We start from the raw sequence: 19,784 nt of genomic DNA, 5'->3' as shown, positions 1-19,784 counted from the left end.
AATATATAGGAGGGGTTTTATGAAAAGAAAACTATTAACCATTGTTGCGAGTATTACATTATGTACATCCTTCATACTAGGAGCCTGTAGTAAGGAAAGCTCTACCACTTCATCTAATGGTCAAAAAGAATTTCGTTATGCGATGAGTGGTTTATACAAACCTTTTAACTATAAAGAAAATGACGGGAAACTTGTCGGTTTTGATGTAGAAATAGGTGAAGCTCTCGGGAAAAAGATGGGAATGAAACCTGTTCCTGTTACAAATCCTTGGGAAACATTGATTCAAGGTCTACAATCAAAAAAATATGATGTGATATTAGGAAGTATGGCAATTACAGAAGAACGATTAAAAGCCGTGAATTTCTCAAATCCATATTATCGCTCTGGTGCACAAATTTTTGTAGCTAAAAAGAATACATCTATCTCTTCTCCAGAGGACTTGAAAGGGAAAAAAATAGGTGTTGTAAAAGCAAGTACTTTCAAAACCCTTGTTGCAAAACATACAGATCAAATTACAGAATATGATAGTGATATTACTGCACTTATGGACTTAGAACCAGGACGTGTAGACGCAGTTATTACTGATCAAATGGTTGGTCTTCGTATGATTAAAGAAGGTAAATCAAATATAAAAGAAGCTGGAAAACCGTTAAACCTTGATGAAATGGGAATTGCTATTCATAAAGACAATAAAGACATGGTCGAAAAGGTAAATAAAGCACTAGATGAAATCATTAAAGACGGCACGTATGAAAAGATTAGTAAGAAATGGTTTGGGCGTAATATTCTTGGAGACGAGGCAAAAACAAAGTAAATTAGCCATTTAGAGATTTCATAAATTATGCCCCACCTTGTATGTGGGGCATTTCATTCCCTACTAAAATCCATACAATATGAGGTGACACATATGTTTGAAATTTTTATCTCTACCTATCCCACACTCTTAAAGGCTACTATTGTCACATTACAATTAACATTAACATCCCTATTACTCGGTTCACTAATTGGATTACTAGTCGCTTTCTTTCGAATCTCTAACAATAAGGTTTTAAATAGTATTGCTCATGTATACATCGCCATTATTCGTGGTACACCTTTAATTGTTCAAATTGCCATTCTCTATTTTGGGATTACATCCGTTGTTGTTTTTACCCCTTTTTGGGCAGGAGCAATTGCTTTAGCAATTCATAACGGTGCATATATTACTGAAATTTTCCGCGGATCAATTCAATCCGTTGACCGGGGACAATTAGAAGCTGCTCGCTCTTTAGGTATGCCTTACCCTTTAGCGATGCGCCGGATTATATTACCACAAGCATTTCGTCTGTCTCTTCCTCCTCTAGGGAATCAGTTTATCATAGGATTAAAAGATTCTTCACTCGTTGCTTATGTAGGATTGTCCGAATTATGGGGATCCGGTTTATCAATTGCCGCAGGTAACTTCCAGCAATTAGATACATACATAATCGTTGGTCTATACTATCTCGCACTAGTTCTTCTATTTACTTATTTTGTTAGTCTTCTAGAAAAACGACTACAACGGAAAGAAAATAACTCTGTCCACGTCAAGACAAAGAACAAGAAAGAAGTTTCTTTATAACAAAAAGCAAGCTCTAAGAGAGCTTGCTTTTTCATCGTAAAATATATCTATTATTGATTTGCTTTTTTTATAGTCTCTTTTTCCTCTATATGTTCCTCACGATATGAAATATTATGAGGATCCAATCCATTTCCTAAAGAACCATAGAAATGCTCCCTATGCGGATCAACTAATTCACTTCCGTGATAATACACACGTGGTGTATTCCAAAGTGCTGCCAATGCTTTTGTCATCGGCATTTCGTGATAGCGTTCCGGCCACATTTCTTTAATTTTATCTTTTACTAATGGATAGTATTTAGAACTCATAGCAGGAAACAGATGATGTTCTGTATGGTATGAGAAATTGAAATGTAAAACGTCTACCCAGCGCGGCACTGTTACTGATAAACAGTTTGCTAACGGATCATTTACTGGAACAATTGGATTTAAGCGGTGATTTGTTGCGATATACGCCATTACAATAAAGTTAGCAATTAACAACGGAATCACGTATGCAAAGAACCACTTTGCAGGTCCCATAATAAACAATAAACTAATCCAAACTGTCCAGGGCAAAAGAAGTTGAAGCCATACAGATTTTTGATTGGATGACTTAAATTCTTTTATAAAATGAAAGAACATTCGAGTCGAATGTAACGTAAATTGAATTGTTAGTGACAGAAAACTAAAGAATGAACGTACATGAAGAGGCATGCGATATACCCAACTCAAAAACTTACTCTTTTTCAGTTTCTCAAATGTCGGCCATGCATCTGGATCATTCTCTTCATGCTGTGTGTGAACATGATGCGTTGCATTATGCCACTTTCTCCAAAGTTTTGGGCCAGTTGATAATGGCATAAATGCTATCGCACCTAAAAAATCACGAAGCCATGCCTTTCTTACAACTGTTCCATGTAAAATTTCATGTCCTAAAAACCCAAGTGAAGCAAAACATAATCCAAGAACAATTGCAATTCCTAGATTTGCCCACACATTCAATTCAAATACACCGATCGTTATTAAACCAGCCAATGCCACAAGTAAATAAGCCAGTCCACCAAATAAACGATTAGGAACTGGTTTAAATGCTTTTTTCGGCAAATGTGGTGATACACGCGCTGCATACCACCCAAACGTATGAAGCTCCTTCATCCTTTTGCCCCTTTCTTATGCCGCGCCCTGCGCAACTTGCATATATTAATTCTTGCTTCCAGATTGATTTTACTACGTGATCCAAAAAGCATTTATCATAAGGAAAATATACTCACTCTATCGTCACTTATTTTTCCGCTTTTATTATCAATGAAAAACATTTCTCTTTTTACTCTCTATCAACCTTTCCACATGATGAATCATAACAATAGAATTTCTATATTGTCAACAACTTTTATGACCTAGTAATAAAAGTTGGTTATATTTTTATAATTATACTTTATTTCACTAAAGAAAAAGCATAGATTTCATAAGGCTTTATCCGCTATATGTACACATCCACTTAAACAACACAGACTCTATCTCATTCAAGAACTCTCTATGTAATCAACAAATGGAATCACTTGAATTTAGCTTTATATAAATCCTACTTCTTCATACTGCCCCAATAAAATAATTATATTAAAATAATTTTATCTTTCGTTTAATAAAAATAGAACGCTACGAAAACAACATACATGAATTCCATATAATATGGAAATATTAAAAGGAAAATTGTTCTAATTTAGGAGGTTTCAAAATGACAGATGACACATTTCCGCAGTTACCATCATCCTATTGGATTGAATCTACTCAATTTCCTACTTTTCCTCATTTATCCGAAAATATAAAGACCGAAGTTGCCGTTATCGGAGCTGGTATTACAGGCATTACCACCGCCTATTTACTCGCTAAAGAAGGAATGAAAGTCGTTTTAATTGATTCTGGTTCTGTTTTAAATGGAACAACTGGGCATACAACCGCAAAAGTAACAGCCCAACATGATCTCATTTATGATGAATTAATAAACAATTTTGGTGTTGAAAAAGCTCAACTTTACTACGAATCAAATAGTAAAGCTCTACAATTCATAAATGAGACTGTACAAACATATAAAATCGACTGTAATTTCACAAATGAAGATTCTTATTTATATACAACTACCAATAATGGCCTGCGAAATTTAACGAAAGAATATGAAGCCTATCAAAAGTTAAATATACCTTGTGACTATGTTCAATCTCTGTCGATTCCTATTCCCGTACAATCTGCACTTGTGATGAAAAATCAAGCGCAATTCCATCCCCTCCTTTATTTAAAAACACTTTTAGAAAAGTTTGTGGAAATGGGCGGAATGGTTTATGAGCAAACAACAGCTATTGATGTGGAAAAAGGAGATTATCCACAAGTAATTACAAAGGGTGACCATCGCATCACTTGTAAATATATTGTCTCTTGTTCACATTTTCCTTTTTATGATGCTAATAGCTTTTTCTTTACGCGAATGTACGCAGAACGCTCCTATGCTCTCGCAATAAAAGCAAAAACAGATTATCCAGGGGGCATGTATTTAAGTATCGATGATCCAAAACGCTCCATACGTTATACGACAAGCAATGGAGAAAAGCTGATATTGATTGGCGGAGAGAGCCATAAAACAGGCCAAGGAATTAATACGATGCTTCATTACGAAGCACTCTATTCTTTTGCTGAAGCAACTTTTGGAGTAGATGAAGTTCCCTATAGATGGTCAGCACAAGATTTAATCACGCTAGATAAGCTTCCTTATATCGGACATATTAACGAAAGGAATCCAAATATATTTGTGGCAACTGGATATCGTAAATGGGGAATGACGACTGGAACTGCAGCAGCTCATTTACTGAAGGACTCCATTCTAAAAATCCACAGTCCATATAAAGAACTGTTTGCACCATCACGCTTTCATGCAAATCCAGATATAAAAACTTTCCTCTCTCAGAACATTGATGTTGCTAAACACTTAATTGAAGGAAAAATTGAAACCGCATTACGTAAGCCAGAAGATCTTGAAGTTGGCGAAGGATCTGTTGTACATGTCAACGGTAAACGAGCAGGTGCTTATAAAGATAAAGAAGGAAAATTACATATCGTCGATACAACTTGCACACACCTCGGCTGTGAAGTTGAATGGAATAACGGTGATTGTACGTGGGATTGCCCTTGTCACGGTTCCCGTTTTTCAATTGATGGGGATGTTATGGAAGGTCCAGCAGATCAACCATTAAAACGAGTTGATAACGAATAATTACAGATTCAGCGTGAATTTTCATTTACTCCCTTTCGTAAGACTAATCGTAACTAGCGCCGTTTTCTTTACTCCTAAAACACAAAAAAGAGCACAAACTCACTTGTGCTCTTTTTCATATACTTCAAACAACATATTTCGAAATAATGTATTCAAACTCTCAATATCAATCCCTAATCTCTTTTCAATACCTTTCACGTATTGCTGATAATAATCAATTTGTTCTTCTAAAAATTGATTTAGCACCTCAATTTTCAATCCAACGTCCAATTCAGTACCTGCTTTTTTCTTTATTAATAACTTTTCAATTTCATCTAACACGCTACGTTCTAATATTAATTCTGTAATCAATCGATCAAATTCTACAGGAGGCAAAGTCGATTTCTCCTCTAACCATTTACAAGCTAAAATAGGACGTAATACGTAAAAGTACTTTTTCAACTTTACATTCTCACCTTGCAAAAATTCACGATAGTTTTTTGAAGCCATATGTAAGTAATGATATATCGTTGATTTCGGATTAAAATCCTTTTCACTCATTTGCTGAAGTTCTTCTGGAAGGTTAGAGTTTTTCGAATAAAAAATCGGTGATCTAATCCATTCGAGTAACGCTGGATTAGATTTTGCAAATAGTTGCAATGCCTTTTTAAGATCCCAGCCACTTATGTCTAAATCATCACTAATTGGGTATTCAATCACATCACGTTTATCATGAATTGATAAATACCACTCTACAGGACGTATATAAACAAACCTAACATCATAATCACTATCTTTCGATGGAAATCCCCACGCCCGGCTCCCTGATTCTACAGCAAATAAAATTTTCACATCATTCTCTTTTTCAATTCGTTCTAGTTCTAATTCAATTTTCTCTCTCATTTCATATCCTCCCCATTTTTTGATCATTTCCCTGGAAATTCGACAAATATAAGACTAATTTTACCAGATACTAAAATAGCTGTCAGAAAATTCCCGACAGCCTAACAAAGCATCTATTTTTTCTTTTCAATTACAGTAACTGCAATTCGTTCAATCTCTTTTTGGATTTCTTCTCTATATGCATCGACTTTTGAAAAATCCATAGCGGCAATATAAATTCGTTCTAATTTATCACGAACTGATTTTGCCTTTGCTAAGAAAGACATCGCCTCATTCATTTTTGTTTTATACTGAATTGAAACGTCGCGAATTTCCTTAGCATATTTTTCATCTGTCCCTGGTGCAACAATGAGATCATACATATCGATAATCTCATCCCCCTCACGGCTCGGAAAGTATTCATGCGGTGCTGTGCTATCAAAAATTGCAAATCCTAATTCCCTTACGATAATCATATCGAGACTATTTGGATCAAATCCACAATGATACACTTCTACTTCAAAACCTTTTTCTTCTGCTTCCTTAGCTAATTTTTTAAGCATTGTTGATTTCCCAGAACCTGGGCGGCCTTTTATAAAATAGCGATGCGGAAGCCCTTCTGTCAAATTAGGAACGAAATCAACTGCTCCCTTCGGTGTAGCAGCACCTAAGAAACGATGTTTCACAATTGATTTCTTCCCGCCTTTATCTGCAAATAATTTCTGTATAAGCTGATCTGTTAATTCGTTTGCTTTATTAAAATCAATGTTATTAATATATATTTTCTCCCACTCATCATGTATAACTAGCGCCTCTTTAAAACACCCGTAAGCTGCTTGAAAGGCTTTGCTTGCTTCTGAAACAAATCGTTCAATCTCTATTTTCTGCTTTCTTAATTTATCTGAATCCCAAGCAACGCCTAAATTTATATACTCTTCTACAACTCCAGGCATTTTCGGCTCAATAACGTGCGGTGATGTACCGTCAACAATCCCTACTTTTAATTTTGGAATAATCACACCATCAACTGATTTATTGTCAGAAGAACAATGTAAAAATTCAATATTATACCCTTTATCGACCCATTCACGCCCTATTGCCTTTATTAAAGAAGATTTTCCCGTTCCTGGGCCTCCCTTTAAAATAAACAACCTGTCTAAACCCTTCAAATTCTCTTCGTATAAGCTGTGAAATCCTCTAGCTGTATTTCCACCGGCATAATAATTCAATACATTCCCTGTCACTGCACTCACTCCTTCGCAGCATTCTACTTACATAAGCTACAATATGCGAAAATCTTTATTTGGGTGAATACCTATTTTGTATTGCACTAAAAAAGCAAAGATCACTTTTGACCTTTGCTTTTATATTTTTTATTTAAGTTAAGAAAGAATTGTTCCACCCTTGGACGTACCCAAGCTAAATAATCTTTATCTTTCTTCTTTGTACAAGCTATCTCTTCTCCATCTATCATTCCGACAAGCTCTAGCTCTAACAGTTGCCTCGTGAATGCTAGCATATTTACTTCTTCTGCCGGATACTCTTCTTTTAATTTCTCCTCAATTTCTCCTAATGAAAAACCGTCACGCATCATTGCTAGTGCATCAATCCAAAGTGGCGGCATTTCATATGTTTCTCCTGTAATTGTATCTTTTACAATATAATTTAATCTCTCTTTTCGAAATTGAATTGTGTGTAAACATACAGTTGAATTCAATGTTAATTCCATCATACCACCCCTTTCATCATATCTGCATAGAAAAAAGGATGCGCGTGCACCCCTACTTTTCTTTTCATAACACTACCGAACCGTTACATGAGCTAAAAGCTCTATGTCGATATTTTCCTCCATTATAAACGAAGTGTTTTATAAAAAAAACCCTTCTTTAAACATTTTATAAAATGTTTATATTTACACAACAAGAACACTTTTCTGAAAAGTAATTTCGTCTAATGCACTACACTGTTGGTAAATAAATTTCTACTTTCGTTCCTACCCCCATACTACTTTGAATCGCGATACTCCCTTGATGTTCTTCAATAATTTTATATGTAATCATTAATCCAAGTCCTGTACCATTCTCTTTTGTTGTATAAAAAGCTTTTCCGATCTTTTCTATTTTCTCATTTTCTATCCCAAAACCTTGATCTTCAACAGAAATACACAAGTTCTCTCCAACTTTTTCATATGCGTGAATCTGAATATCCCCACCTTCTGGCATCGATTCAATTCCATTTTTGATGATGTTTAACAACACTTGTTTTAATTGCTTATCATCACCATTTATAACGGGTAAATTTCCATCTACTTGCAAATGAAATTTCACTTTATATTGAGTCGCATAGCTTTCCATTAACTGTACAACATATAAAAGGATTTCCCGTATATTACACCCTTCATAATTTGTTGGTTTCGGTTTTCCTAATAACATCAATTCACTAACAAACTCATTAATTCTCTCAATTTCTTGCAGCATAATCTCATAGCTCATCGTATCTTCAAGATTTCTTTCTTTTTGAATTTGTGTAAATCCTTTTAAAGCTGTTAATGGATTTCGAATTTCATGAGCGATTGTTGTAGACATAGTCCCAATAACAGCTAAATTTTCTGTCTCTTTCATATTGTTCATCATCTCAACAACTGTCCTTACATAAGATTGAAATCTCTTTAATAAAGAATGCGAAATGATGAAAAAGAATATACATAATACAAGCGGAATCACAACTTTTACATCTTGTAATATCAAAGTAAAAAATACATATTTTCCAATTACACTACAGGAAACGAAATAAAAATATTTTCTATTCACGAAAATCGGTGCAAATAAAATTAAAAATATTTCAACCATATTTCCCTGTTCAAAAACACGATCACTGTGTAAATAAATCATTAAGTTATTAATAAGATCAATAAGCATGTACCCAATTAAAAATAAATATTTTACAAAATATACATAACCTTGTTTTTGAAGATATATTGAAATAGGAAATAAAGATATTACTAATATATATACACCTATTCCCATACCACCTTCTGGCCACCCTACCCTTGCTTCATTAATATTCATAGCAGGATAAACGAAATAATAAATAACATCATATAAAAAGAATATAATATAGAATAATAATATAAATACTTTTAAAGCTTCTCTTTCTTCATAAATCAAGCTCTTGTATTTGTTCATATAAAAACTCCTCTTGATCAATACCAAAAAAACATTTCAACTATTATCTCTTTAAATTATAATTATGAAATTGCTTTCAGGGCAACATGTAACCTTCTCATACTATAAAAGGAAGGAGATACAGCTCCTTCCTTTTCAGTCACAATTTATATCCATCTTACCCTATCATTTAGCAATCCATCTGTAAAATTATTATGTCCTACTACAAAATCCTTCATATATAAATTTAAATATTCCCCATACTTACTTTCAGTATTTAATAATAATTCTTCTACATAATAAGCACCTTGTCCAAAAGTATCTAACAGTAAACTACATAAACCAGCATAAATTCCACACCCTACTTGAAAGTACGTCGCATTTGTTTTATATTTTTGAAAAACTTGGCTACTATTCATTACATTATACATGTATGTCTCATTATTTTCATAAACGAGTAACACACCGACTAAATCTTCTCCTATAATATCATCTTCTGCTGGATTAAATACTTTACGATTCCAATTCCATAAATCTTCCACTTTATCTAAGTTCTGTCTAATTAAGTTTGTTGTATACTCATTAATCCGATAAAGAAAACCCACTTCCATATTAAAAGATTTTCCCAAGATTAAAACTTCTTCATGCGGCATTAAGCAACCATAAAATTCTTTTTCACCTAAATTCACTTTATACTCTGAAGCATATACATCCTCATAAAAGTAAAGTGGACGATGATGGCTCATATACATAGGATAACTCCATATCGCTTCATCAAGAAAACGCTCTACTGCCCATGATGCATAAAGTGTATGAGGTTTTATTAGCCCTTTATCACCCAAAAATGAATTATCATGTTCTACAATATAGCATGCTCGCGGCTTTTCATTTGGACGTTCTTTCATAAGTTCAACAACCATCCATTGAACAACACCCGGATTCATACCTGAGCCTATAATCGCTCTTGTATTTGTAAATGTTTCTTTCTCCTTCTCAAACCTCGTATACCTTTCAGTAAGCTGAAAACCAAGTAAACTATCGTCTTGATCTACTGCCTCATTTTCCAAAGCCGAATTAATGTAACAAATGCCAAGGTCATTACAACAACTCAGTACCCTAATCGTATCTGCCCCTGAAACATCAATAACAACCTTCGTTCTTTTTTCTTTTAAATGTTGTTTAAATTTGACTACATCTTGAAGGTTTATTTCATATAAAAAAAATTGCCCTTTCAGATTTGGAAACAACTCATCATAATAACTTTTATCTTTTTGTTTTATATCCACCAAATGGAAGTTCACATTCTTTATAACTTCATAAATTGGATCTTTTTCATTTACTACCGCTTGATTCAAAATTGCTAACACTGCTTTTGCTGCCCCACCAGCACTGCCAAGTAATGTAATCGAAAACGCATTTGGAAACTGCTCCACAAACAAAACCCCTTTAATAGATTAGTTGAGCAGTACTTCCTCAAAAAATGAATTGAATACAATAAAAGATAGCTCGTACAGATTTTTTATAATTTCGTACAAGATTACCTCTTCATAAGTAAAAAACAGTAACATACTTATATATTCAATTCGCTTTCCCCCTCATACCCAAATAGCGGTAAACAAATAGGCTCGACCTTTTCTTCCGCATATATAAAAGAAAAAGCCAGCCCTTTAAACTAGCCTACGGACAATGGACAGATTTCACATGTTGAATATTCACGTACATTTTTGCGTCACGTGCTTTTAATATTTCAATATGTCCTTCATCAATTTTCGCCATTTTTCCAATTTTATTAGATTCCTCACCTAAATCAAACACCATAATTCTCCCAGCCATTTTAATAAGCTGTTCTTCAAACGTTCTAGCTAAAGTAATATTTAATGGATTTACGGGGAGTTCATTTTTATTGAGGGAATAAGGTACTTGGTTCTCTTTATAAGGAATTAACCATTTCAAATGCTTTAAAGATATATATACCGTTCTATAAACTGGGCTATAAAAAACAATATAATCGTTCATTACACTTGTAACATAACCGTGTATTGGAGCATTTCCTGCCACATAAATTTCTGTAAAAATCCCTTTAGATGTACTTAATACTTTTCTCAAAGAAATTGAAGGTGATTCCCTCTTAATTACAGAATCCACATCTGGTTTTAATATTTCTTCATCATACTCTCTTAAAAATCTATAATATTGAATATGATATAAAGATATATATACATAGTCTTGTCCATTGTAAAGAACAACAATATCATTCCCTACATCAATTAATACACCTTTAAATCTTTTTTCACCGATTAATTTAACGTATATATTTTCTCCAATATTTTTGTTTAACTCATTCATCTATATCCTCCTTTCTATGGAATTGCACTTTTCTGTCTTCCATTTCTAAAAAATAATCAGGGGCAATGTTCTGTCTTTTAATAGTAAGAATTCTTTTTCATATACCGCGAAATTATTGCAGCGAAATATGAAATCGTTCTTCACTTTCAATCATAATGCCCCTCTTATTTATTAAACATTATTCTTTTTCATTCTTTTTACTTTTAACTACTTGACTCACACTCTTAATATGAGAATTAATTACATAAATGACTTCATCACAGTTTACTAGTGTAATACAATTATCATGTATATCACTTAATAAACCTTCCACACACTCTGGTCCACCACGATTAATCTTTATCCACTTATACTTCAAGTCATTTAATACATCTAAAAAAGTATCTTCATCAGCGTAGAAACATGAACCATAGTCTCCTTGTGCTTCTTTCACTTTCTTGACTAGACTCTTCACATGTTTCAGTTGATAATACACCACTTCTCCAGGAGGTAATTGTAGTGTAAGGTAATCTTTTCCTAACACTGACAGTACACCTACTCGACTTTCCGGTCCGCGAAGATTTACTTTTACATTCTCACCGACTAAACCTTTGATTTGATCACAGCATACTACACCCTTCAAATTCGTATCCTCCTTTCTGTATTATCTTCCTCTACTTGATTGTCTTTGTGCGCGAGCTCGACTTGAATTATTGCTGTTTTCATTACTTTTCTCATCGCTACTCTCATCACTACTCTCATCGCTCTCTCCACTTACTGGTGCATTATAATTAACACTTTTAATATGAGATAGTGCAATTAATACAACTTCTTCTTTTATAATTAACGTTACATGATCGCTAGAAACATCTTGTAAAATACCTTCAATTTTCTCTGGACCACCACGATTAATTTTTACCCAGCGGTATTTGAAGCCTTGAAGTAGCGTTTCAAAGTCTTCTGCACTGTCTTCTTCCGGCCATACAGAATCACCTATCCCACCCTCTTTCGTATTTTTTGTAATGCTTTTCAGATGGCGAAGCTGGTAGTAATGGTACTCTCCTTTTTCATTCTGTAATACGAAGTAGTCCGCATATACTGATACTATTGCTCCTTTTTGAGATTCTGGTCCACCTCTGTTTACTCTTACATAAGATCCAATTAAACCTTCCAAAAAATCCCAATTAAATAAACTCACGAGAAAACCCCTTCCATTAATTTATAAGCTTTTGCACTGATAGTATATGTATCTGTACAGGTTACGTTCTCTATGTTTGTCCCCGCTATGAAAAAATATGCTTTTAACATGTAGTACTAATACCTACGAAACCTTCCTCCGCTTAAATGAATCCTAGGGTTTCCGGTAATTTTTTATATCTTAATACAAAAAGATCCCGTAATAAGATACATTCCTGCATATCTTATTACGGGATCTTTTCATAAATTTAATCTTCGTCCTTAACATCCATATCTTCCGGAATTGGTTCGTTTAATATTTCTTCCACTAACTGTTTATATTTCTCCATTTGCTCTAAATGTGTATTAAATTGTTCTTTATTTAATAAATATTGCTCTCCATCGAACAACGCACGAACTTTCTTTTGCTGAATCAAATCTTCAACATAAGATTTTGGTAAATTCAAATACTCCGCAGCCTCTTCTATCGTTATATACAATGTGTTCATTCCTTTATTATTTTTTCATATATATACTGTATCTTACTTTATTTTTGTAAACAAATAAAAAAGATTTTGTAAATACAAATTAAAAAGCAGGTAGATGCATTCCATATATTGTATAATAGTATAGTAAGTATTTTTTAAAATATAGAATGGTATTACCCATTTACACAAAGGAGAGTTAACATATGGCTACTCGTCACATCATTACAATGTTAGAAAAAACATTACAAGTTGAAACAGAAAACACAATTTCTCATCTATCTAATTCTTTATCCGATCGTATTCTTTCACAAAGTGCAGCAGTACATGAAAACAATTGCTATCATACAATTGGCGAATGGTACAAAAATCATTTCTTATTCCAACAAGATGATTTCCTTTGGGCTAAATACGTTTTCTATGACGTATATTGTGAGGCTATAAAAAAACAAGGTCATCTTACAAAACGCGTTCGCCAAATATTAGAATCATTAGCTCGAAAACACGGAAAACAATACATTGCGTCTATACTAAATATACCATTTCCTAATGAACAGGAAAAAGGGACAGCATAAACCAATCCTAAATTCATTGTTTTCTAGAGAGATTACAAATAAAACGTTCATGCCACATGAACTAATGAAACCGGTGTCATGATAATGATTGAAGATATAATAAACAGGAAAACCCCCATTTACCTCTCTCGTCCATACGAATAGAGAAGTAAATGGGGGTATACTTGTTTCTTTATTAATTCATCATCTGCTTTATCAATTCTCGATTTCTCTTCTTAAATACTTCATTATGCGAAGAAACCATTCCGTACTCACTTGCATCTGGTTGAATAAATTGTTTCGCTTTATTCACAGCATTTCCAGCATCTTGGAACGCTCCTGCGATTAAATGTAATTTTCCGTCATGCTTTAAAATATCTCCAGCGGCATATAACCCGTCTACCGAGGACTCACTATTTGCATTCCCTGCAATATAATAATTATCAACAATAGCGACATCTAGCTCACTATTTTCCAATAATGTAATGTCACGTTCATATCCATGATTAATAATAACTTCTTCAACAGATAAATGAGAAACCTCTCCAGTTTCATGATTTGTTAATTCTACATGTTCAATCGCTTCATGGTTATCACCGGCAATTAATTTTGTAATCGATGTATTAAAGAAACATTCTGCTGAACTGTTCATAAGATGTTTTACTTGTGCTTCATGACCAGATAATTCTTCTTTTCTATATGTTAAATAAACTTTTTTCGCTATTGGTTCTAATTCGTTCGCCCAATCAATTGCGGAGTTCCCTCCACCTGAAATAATTACCGTTTTATCTTTGAAACGTTTTAACGATTTAACTGTATAATTTAAATTTGAGACTTCGAATCTCTCCGCACCTTCAATTGATAACTTTTGTGGATTCAATATACCACTCCCAGTTGCGACTATCACTGTTTTTGAAAAATGTTCTTCCCCAGAGCTTGTTTTTAACGTAAAAATGCCATCCTGATTGCGAATAATTGATTCTATTTTTGTATTCAATACAACTTCAGGCTGAAATGTTAATCCTTGTTGTACAAGTTGCTCAATTAATTTCTCACCAGTAACTGGTAATAATCCGCCAATATCCCAAATCATTTTCTCCGGATAAACATGTATTTTACCACCTAACTGTGGTTGAAACTCTATTATTTTCGTTTTCATCTCTCTTAGTCCACTATAAAACGCTGAATAAAGTCCTGCAGGTCCTCCGCCTATCACGGTTACATCAAACAATTCTTCTTGATTCATTCATGCCCACTCCTCAGCTATTAATCATTGATTATCATTCTCAATAAAATATAACTTGTTTCCGCAAAATTTACAATCAAAATTACTATTGACAATACACCTATATAAAATTATAGTATTTAAAGAATCAATAGTGATAATCATTATCAATTTGTTAATTATTAGCAACTGTGAGATTATATCTTCTTCTATTACTATGGTGAATACTATATGGTAAAATCTCAAGTTCAAGATTGTTAATAAGACTTTTGTATTACCACTACTTTTCAAAAGATTAAAGCTAAACAATTTATTGTATATCACATATCATCTATCAAAAGGAGAAAGACGATGAAAAAATTATTTATTTCACTAACAGTTCTGTTCGTCCTTGTTATGAGTGCTTGTAGCAACGGTTCAACAGACAAGAAGAACGACGCAAAAGGTAAAAAATCAGAAACAATTACATACCAATCAGAAAATGGTAAAGTAGAAGTTCCAGCAAATCCACAACGTGTTGTTGTCCTATCATCATTCGCTGGTAACGTAATGTCATTAGGTGTAAACCTTGTTGGGGTAGATTCATGGTCTAAACAAAACCCACGTTTCGATAGCAAACTGAAAAATGTCGCTGAAGTATCAGATGAGAATGTTGAAAAGATTGCAGAATTAAATCCAGATTTAATCATTGGTTTATCAAATGTTAAAAATGTTGATAAGTTAAAGAAAATCGCTCCTACTGTAACATACACTTACGGAAAAGTTGATTACTTAACACAACACTTAGAAATCGGTAAATTATTAAATAAAGAAAAAGAAGCAAAAACTTGGGTTGATGATTTCAAGAAACGCGCACAAACAGCTGGAAAAGACATTAAAGCGAAGATTGGTGAAGATGCAACAGTTTCTGTTGTTGAAAACTTCAACAAACAGCTTTACGTATATGGCGAAAACTGGGGCCGTGGAACAGAAATTCTTTACCAAGAAATGAAATTAAAAATGCCTGAAAAAGTAAAAGAAAAAGCTTTAAAAGAAGGATACTACGCATTATCTACTGAGGTATTACCTGAGTTCGCTGGTGATTACTTAATCGTAAGTAAAAACAAAGATACTGATAACTCATTCCAAGAGACAGAATCATATAAAAACATTCCAGCAGTGAAAAATAATCGTGTATATGAAGCAAACATGATGGAATTCTATTTCAATGATCCACTTACATTAGATTTCCAACTAGACTTCTTCAAGAAGAGCTTTCTTGGTCAATAACACAAACATGAGGAATTCTTAATTTAAGAATTCCTCTTCCTTTATTCTATGAAAAGAAAAGATGTGAAACTGATGAAAAAAGAGCAAGACAACCTACGTTCCAACGCTTTTACATACAAATTAATTTTGAGTATCATTGCATTCTTTCTTATTTTTATGTTTGCAATGGTATTAGGTGCTGCAGATACTTCTATAAAAGACGTATGGTTAGCACTCACTTCCTCTGCTAAAGGAGATAAGCTATCCATCCTGCGTGAAATACGTTTACCACGTGAAGTTGCTGCTATTTTTGTAGGAGCTGGACTCGCTGTTTCTGGTGCAATTATGCAAGGATTAACTCGAAACCCACTTGCCGATCCGGGATTACTAGGCTTAACTGGTGGCGCAAATGCCGCACTTGCACTAACACTTGCTTTCAATCCTTCTATAAGCTACCTTTACTTAACACTAGCTTGCTTTATCGGTGCTGCAATTGGCGCTATTATGGTATTTGGAATTGGCATGGTGAAAAAGGGCGGACTTTCCCCTCTTCGAATTGTATTAGCTGGTGCTGCTGTTTCAGCATTTCTACTTGCAATCTCAGAAGGTGTTGGCATTTACTTTAAAATTTCACAAGATGTATCAATGTGGACGGCTGGGGGCGTAATTGGAACGAGTTGGAGCCAATTAAAAATTATTATTCCGGTTATTTCAATAAGTATATTTATCGCTATCTTACTTGCAAAGAAATTAACAGTTCTTAGTTTCAGTGAAGAAGTTGCCGTTGGACTCGGTCAAAAAATTATCGTTATTAAAACGATTTTATTTATCATTATTATCTTGCTTGCTGGTGCTTCTGTAGCACTTGTCGGAAACATGGCATTTATCGGACTTATGGTACCCCATATGGTTCGTCCAATCGTTGGACCAGACTACCGTTTTGTTATACCAATGTCAGCGATTGCTGGTGCTTCCTTTATGCTGCTCGCAGATACAATCGGACGTACAATTAACGCTCCGTATGAAACACCAGTTGCTGCAATCGTCGCAATTGTAGGATTACCATTCTTCCTATTCATTGTACGTAAAGGAGGAAGAACTTTCTCATGATGCAATCTATTCTAAAGAAACAACGCCTTATCATACTTGCATTACTTATACTTACCATCACAACAATTGTAATTGGAATGGGACTCGGTTCTGCCGCTCTCTCCTATGACAGATTAATCCCAACACTTATGGGACAAGGTACATTTAAAGAAGAATTCGTTTTATATTCTTTAAGGCTACCTAGAATCGTCATTACATTATTAGCTGGTATGGCTCTCGCTTTATCAGGTGCTGTATTACAAGGTATTACCCGAAACGATTTAGCTGAACCTGGTATTCTCGGCATTAACGCTGGTGCTGGTGTTGCAGTTTCTGTTTTCTTTCTATACTTCCCGATAGACGTAGGTTCATTTCTTTACCTACTACCAGTTGTTGGATTTATCGGTGCGTTTCTAACAGCTGTTCTAATTTACGTATTTTCATATAGTAAATCCACCGGCCTTCAGCCAATACGATTAACATTAACCGGCATCGGTTTTTCATTTGCACTATCTGGAATAATGATTGTCCTTATTTCATCCGCTGATCGTATGAAAGTGGACTTTATCGCCAAATGGATTGCCGGAAACATTTGGGGAGATGACTGGACATTTGTTTTAGCAATGCTTCCTTGGCTAATCGTATTAATCCCATTTGTCTTCTATAAAGCAAATCGATTAAATATACTAGCATTAAACGAGCCAGTAGCAATCGGTGTTGGAATTGAAATTGAAAAAGAGCGAAGATACTTATTAATCGCAGCCGTTGCACTTGCTGCCGCTGCTGTTTCTGTAACAGGTGGCATTAGCTTTATTGGACTAATGGCTCCTCACATCGCGAAATCTTTAGTAGGTCCAAGGCATCAAATCTTCATGCCAATCGCTGTTTTAATTGGTGGATGGCTATTACTATTTGCAGACACAATCGGACGAAATATCGTTGAACCTAACGGTATTCCAGCAGGGATTGTCGTTGCTTTAATTGGTGCACCTTACTTTATGTATTTGTTATTGAAGAAGGCATAGAAAAACCCCCTCAAGATTTTTTCTTGAGGGGGTTTTCATTTCATTCTACTGCTGCCCATACCCTTCAAACTTCTTCGCCAAATTCTCCATCTCGTCTTCTGGCAGTAATTTCGGTTCTCCGATACTTTTCGTTTGATAATAAATTTGAGCACAAAACTCTATTTCTTCTGCAATAGTAAACGCCATTTTTATATTATTCGCACCGGCCATTAAACCATGATTCGCAAGTAAAACTGCACGACGATCAATCATTCCTTCAAAAGCAGCCTCTGCTAATTGCTTCGTACCAAATGTTTCATACGGTGCACAGCGAACATTCGGACCTGCAAAAGCAATTAAATATGACACAGCAGGAAGTTCCCATCCTAATGATGCGATTGTCTTCGCATAAGGAGAATGTGTATGTACAAGCGCATTTATATCTTCACGATTTCTATAATAGATAAGATGCATATCTAATTCACTTGATGGTTTTCTCTCTCCCTCTATCACTTCACCATCTAAATTCAATATAACTACATCTTCAGGCGTCGTTTCATAATAATCTAGACCACTTGGGCTAATTGCAACAAGACCTTGTTCACGATTGAAAATACTAATATTTCCCCCCGTCCCCTTTGTTAAACCACTAGAGATCATTTTCTTTCCATACGCTACAATTTCTTCTCTTTCTTTTTGTAATAACATATACATCCCCCTAAGTATGAAGCTTATGATGACTGACTATATATATCTACTTACTAAAATAGCTTTTTTAAATTCTCCGTAAACGGTGCTTTCACAATTCCTTTTTCCGTAATAATCGCTGTTACATTGTCAGATGGCGTGACATCAAATGCCGGATTGTATACTTTACTTTCTTGCGGAGCAGAGTATTGTCCGAAGCGATTGATCACTTCAGAAGCATCCCTTTCTTCAATTGGAATTTCTTTTCCTGTCAGTGTTTTCAAATCAATTGTCGGCGTTGGTGCTGCTACATAAAACGGAATGTTATAATATTTAGCCAAAATCGAAACACCTAATGTTCCAATTTTATTTGCTACATCCCCGTTTGCTGCTACACGATCACATCCAACGATTACTGCATCGATTTTCCCTTGTGACATGACCATTGCCGCCATATTATCTGTAATGACCGTTACATCAATTCCCGCTCGCTGCAGTTCTAATGCTGTTAACGTTGAACCTTGTAACCTAGGGCGTGTTTCATCCGAATAGATTTTTAAGTCCCATCCTTTTTCTTTCGCTAAGTACATTGGAGCTGTCGCAGTACCATACTTAGTCGTTGCTAACGCACCTGCATTACAATGCGTTAATACCCCCATGCCATCATGGAATAATGTTAATGCATGTTCTCCAATTTGACGGTTAATTTCTTCATCTTCTCTATGAATCTCTTTTGCTTCTTCTAATAATCTATCTTTCAACTGCGCAATTGATAAGTGAGCATTCTCTTTCGCTACACTTTCCATTCTTTCAAGCGCCCAAAATAAATTTACTGCCGTCGGTCTTGATGTCGCTAAGTATGCACATACCTTTTTTACTTCCGATATGAATTCTTCCGCCGAACTTTTAGTAACTTCCTTTATCCCTAAATACACACCGTAGGCTGCTGAAACACCTATTGCCGGCGCTCCTCGTACTTTCATTACTTGAATCGCATCCCACACACCCTCAGCTGTTTTAAAAGATTCATAGACTACTTCGTTCGGTAATACCGTTTGATCCAATAACACTAAAGCATCATCTTTCCACTGAATTGGTATTAATTGCTCTGCCATCATCTTCT

20 protein-coding genes are annotated in these 19,784 nt (G+C 34.6%); 7 read left to right on the top strand and 13 right to left on the bottom strand.

Annotated features, from left to right (window positions below; all coding sequences use genetic code 11):
• The first annotated feature begins 19 nt into the window (after window positions 1–19).
• Window positions 20–814 (top strand): ABC transporter substrate-binding protein, encoded by a 795-nt coding sequence (locus tag MHB76_RS02060; protein WP_070138681.1) that lies wholly within the window; start codon window positions 20–22, stop codon window positions 812–814.
• A gap of 93 nt (window positions 815–907) precedes the next feature.
• Window positions 908–1,600, top strand: coding sequence for an amino acid ABC transporter permease (locus MHB76_RS02055; protein ID WP_070169811.1), 693 nt, complete (start codon window positions 908–910; stop codon window positions 1,598–1,600).
• Window positions 1,601–1,650: 50 nt separating this feature from the next.
• On the opposite strand, the gene MHB76_RS02050 is transcribed toward MHB76_RS02055, so the two are convergent.
• On the bottom strand, window positions 1,651–2,736 hold the full coding sequence (locus MHB76_RS02050; RefSeq protein WP_002159446.1) for a fatty acid desaturase family protein: 1,086 nt from the start codon (window positions 2,734–2,736) through the stop codon (window positions 1,651–1,653).
• Between the two features lie 580 nt (window positions 2,737–3,316).
• Here MHB76_RS02050 and MHB76_RS02045 point away from each other — a divergent pair.
• A complete protein-coding gene (locus MHB76_RS02045) occupies window positions 3,317–4,843 on the top strand; it encodes an FAD-dependent oxidoreductase (protein ID WP_002159447.1) in 1,527 nt (508 codons plus the stop codon).
• A gap of 99 nt (window positions 4,844–4,942) precedes the next feature.
• Here MHB76_RS02045 and MHB76_RS02040 read toward each other — a convergent pair whose 3' ends face one another.
• The 9 genes from MHB76_RS02040 to MHB76_RS02000 all read right to left on the bottom strand — a co-directional run bounded on the left by MHB76_RS02040 (window position 4,943) and on the right by MHB76_RS02000 (window position 12,878).
• Window positions 4,943–5,725, bottom strand: a complete 783-nt coding sequence (locus MHB76_RS02040; RefSeq protein WP_002159448.1) for a nucleotidyltransferase domain-containing protein — start codon at window positions 5,723–5,725, stop codon at window positions 4,943–4,945.
• 113 nt (window positions 5,726–5,838) lie between these two features.
• Entirely contained in the window at window positions 5,839–6,957 is a 1,119-nt protein-coding gene (locus tag MHB76_RS02035; protein WP_078173530.1) for a PRK06851 family protein, read from the bottom strand.
• 92 nt (window positions 6,958–7,049) lie between these two features.
• Window positions 7,050–7,433, bottom strand: coding sequence for a hypothetical protein (locus MHB76_RS02030; RefSeq protein ID WP_033710503.1), 384 nt, complete (start codon window positions 7,431–7,433; stop codon window positions 7,050–7,052).
• A gap of 229 nt (window positions 7,434–7,662) precedes the next feature.
• On the bottom strand, window positions 7,663–8,889 hold the full coding sequence (locus MHB76_RS02025) for an ATP-binding protein (RefSeq protein WP_078173531.1): 1,227 nt from the start codon (window positions 8,887–8,889) through the stop codon (window positions 7,663–7,665).
• 146 nt (window positions 8,890–9,035) lie between these two features.
• Window positions 9,036–10,301, bottom strand: a complete 1,266-nt coding sequence (locus tag MHB76_RS02020; RefSeq protein ID WP_016103415.1) for a hypothetical protein — start codon at window positions 10,299–10,301, stop codon at window positions 9,036–9,038.
• Window positions 10,302–10,545: 244 nt separating this feature from the next.
• A complete protein-coding gene (locus MHB76_RS02015; protein ID WP_002159453.1) occupies window positions 10,546–11,214 on the bottom strand; it encodes a hypothetical protein in 669 nt (222 codons plus the stop codon).
• A 178-nt stretch (window positions 11,215–11,392) separates the two neighbouring features.
• Window positions 11,393–11,836, bottom strand: a complete 444-nt coding sequence (locus MHB76_RS02010; protein ID WP_078173532.1) for a spore coat protein — start codon at window positions 11,834–11,836, stop codon at window positions 11,393–11,395.
• 21 nt (window positions 11,837–11,857) lie between these two features.
• Window positions 11,858–12,391, bottom strand: coding sequence for a spore coat protein B (locus MHB76_RS02005; protein ID WP_016103413.1), 534 nt, complete (start codon window positions 12,389–12,391; stop codon window positions 11,858–11,860).
• Window positions 12,392–12,638: 247 nt separating this feature from the next.
• Window positions 12,639–12,878, bottom strand: coding sequence for a helix-turn-helix domain-containing protein (locus MHB76_RS02000; protein WP_080018159.1), 240 nt, complete (start codon window positions 12,876–12,878; stop codon window positions 12,639–12,641).
• 182 nt (window positions 12,879–13,060) lie between these two features.
• On the opposite strand from MHB76_RS02000, the gene MHB76_RS01995 reads away from it, so the two are divergent.
• Window positions 13,061–13,429, top strand: coding sequence for a hypothetical protein (locus tag MHB76_RS01995; protein ID WP_002159456.1), 369 nt, complete (start codon window positions 13,061–13,063; stop codon window positions 13,427–13,429).
• Between the two features lie 175 nt (window positions 13,430–13,604).
• Here the strand turns inward: MHB76_RS01995 and MHB76_RS01990 are convergent, their stop codons facing one another.
• Complete coding sequence (locus MHB76_RS01990) at window positions 13,605–14,654, bottom strand: NAD(P)/FAD-dependent oxidoreductase (RefSeq protein ID WP_078173534.1); 1,050 nt, start codon at window positions 14,652–14,654, stop codon at window positions 13,605–13,607.
• 330 nt (window positions 14,655–14,984) lie between these two features.
• On the opposite strand from MHB76_RS01990, the gene MHB76_RS01985 reads away from it, so the two are divergent.
• The 3 genes from MHB76_RS01985 to MHB76_RS01975 are packed head-to-tail and all read left to right on the top strand — an operon-like array spanning window position 14,985 to window position 17,995.
• Window positions 14,985–15,902: an iron-hydroxamate ABC transporter substrate-binding protein gene (locus tag MHB76_RS01985; RefSeq protein WP_002159458.1), complete on the top strand. Its 918-nt coding sequence runs from the start codon at window positions 14,985–14,987 to the stop codon at window positions 15,900–15,902.
• A gap of 48 nt (window positions 15,903–15,950) precedes the next feature.
• On the top strand, window positions 15,951–16,991 hold the full coding sequence (locus MHB76_RS01980; protein WP_002139451.1) for a FecCD family ABC transporter permease: 1,041 nt from the start codon (window positions 15,951–15,953) through the stop codon (window positions 16,989–16,991).
• Window positions 16,988–17,995 carry a FecCD family ABC transporter permease gene (locus MHB76_RS01975; protein WP_016103411.1) on the top strand — a complete coding sequence of 336 codons (1,008 nt, stop codon included), beginning with the start codon at window positions 16,988–16,990 and terminating at the stop codon, window positions 17,993–17,995. Before MHB76_RS01980 ends, MHB76_RS01975 begins: the two co-directional genes overlap by 4 nt.
• A 45-nt stretch (window positions 17,996–18,040) precedes the next feature.
• Here the strand turns inward: MHB76_RS01975 and MHB76_RS01970 are convergent, their stop codons facing one another.
• On the bottom strand, window positions 18,041–18,682 hold the full coding sequence (locus MHB76_RS01970; RefSeq protein WP_002159461.1) for an L-fuculose-phosphate aldolase: 642 nt from the start codon (window positions 18,680–18,682) through the stop codon (window positions 18,041–18,043).
• A gap of 53 nt (window positions 18,683–18,735) precedes the next feature.
• Window positions 18,736–19,776, bottom strand: coding sequence for an S-methyl-5-thioribose-1-phosphate isomerase (gene mtnA / locus MHB76_RS01965; RefSeq protein WP_078173535.1), 1,041 nt, complete (start codon window positions 19,774–19,776; stop codon window positions 18,736–18,738).
• Between the last annotated feature and the right edge of the window lie 8 nt (window positions 19,777–19,784).

This window comes from Bacillus sp. FSL M7-1345 (assembly GCF_038006985.1).
GTDB classification, from domain to species: domain Bacteria; phylum Bacillota; class Bacilli; order Bacillales; family Bacillaceae_G; genus Bacillus_A; species Bacillus_A cereus_U.
Note: the sequence above shows the minus strand (reverse complement) of the source record. Positions and strands in the feature narration are given on the sequence as shown.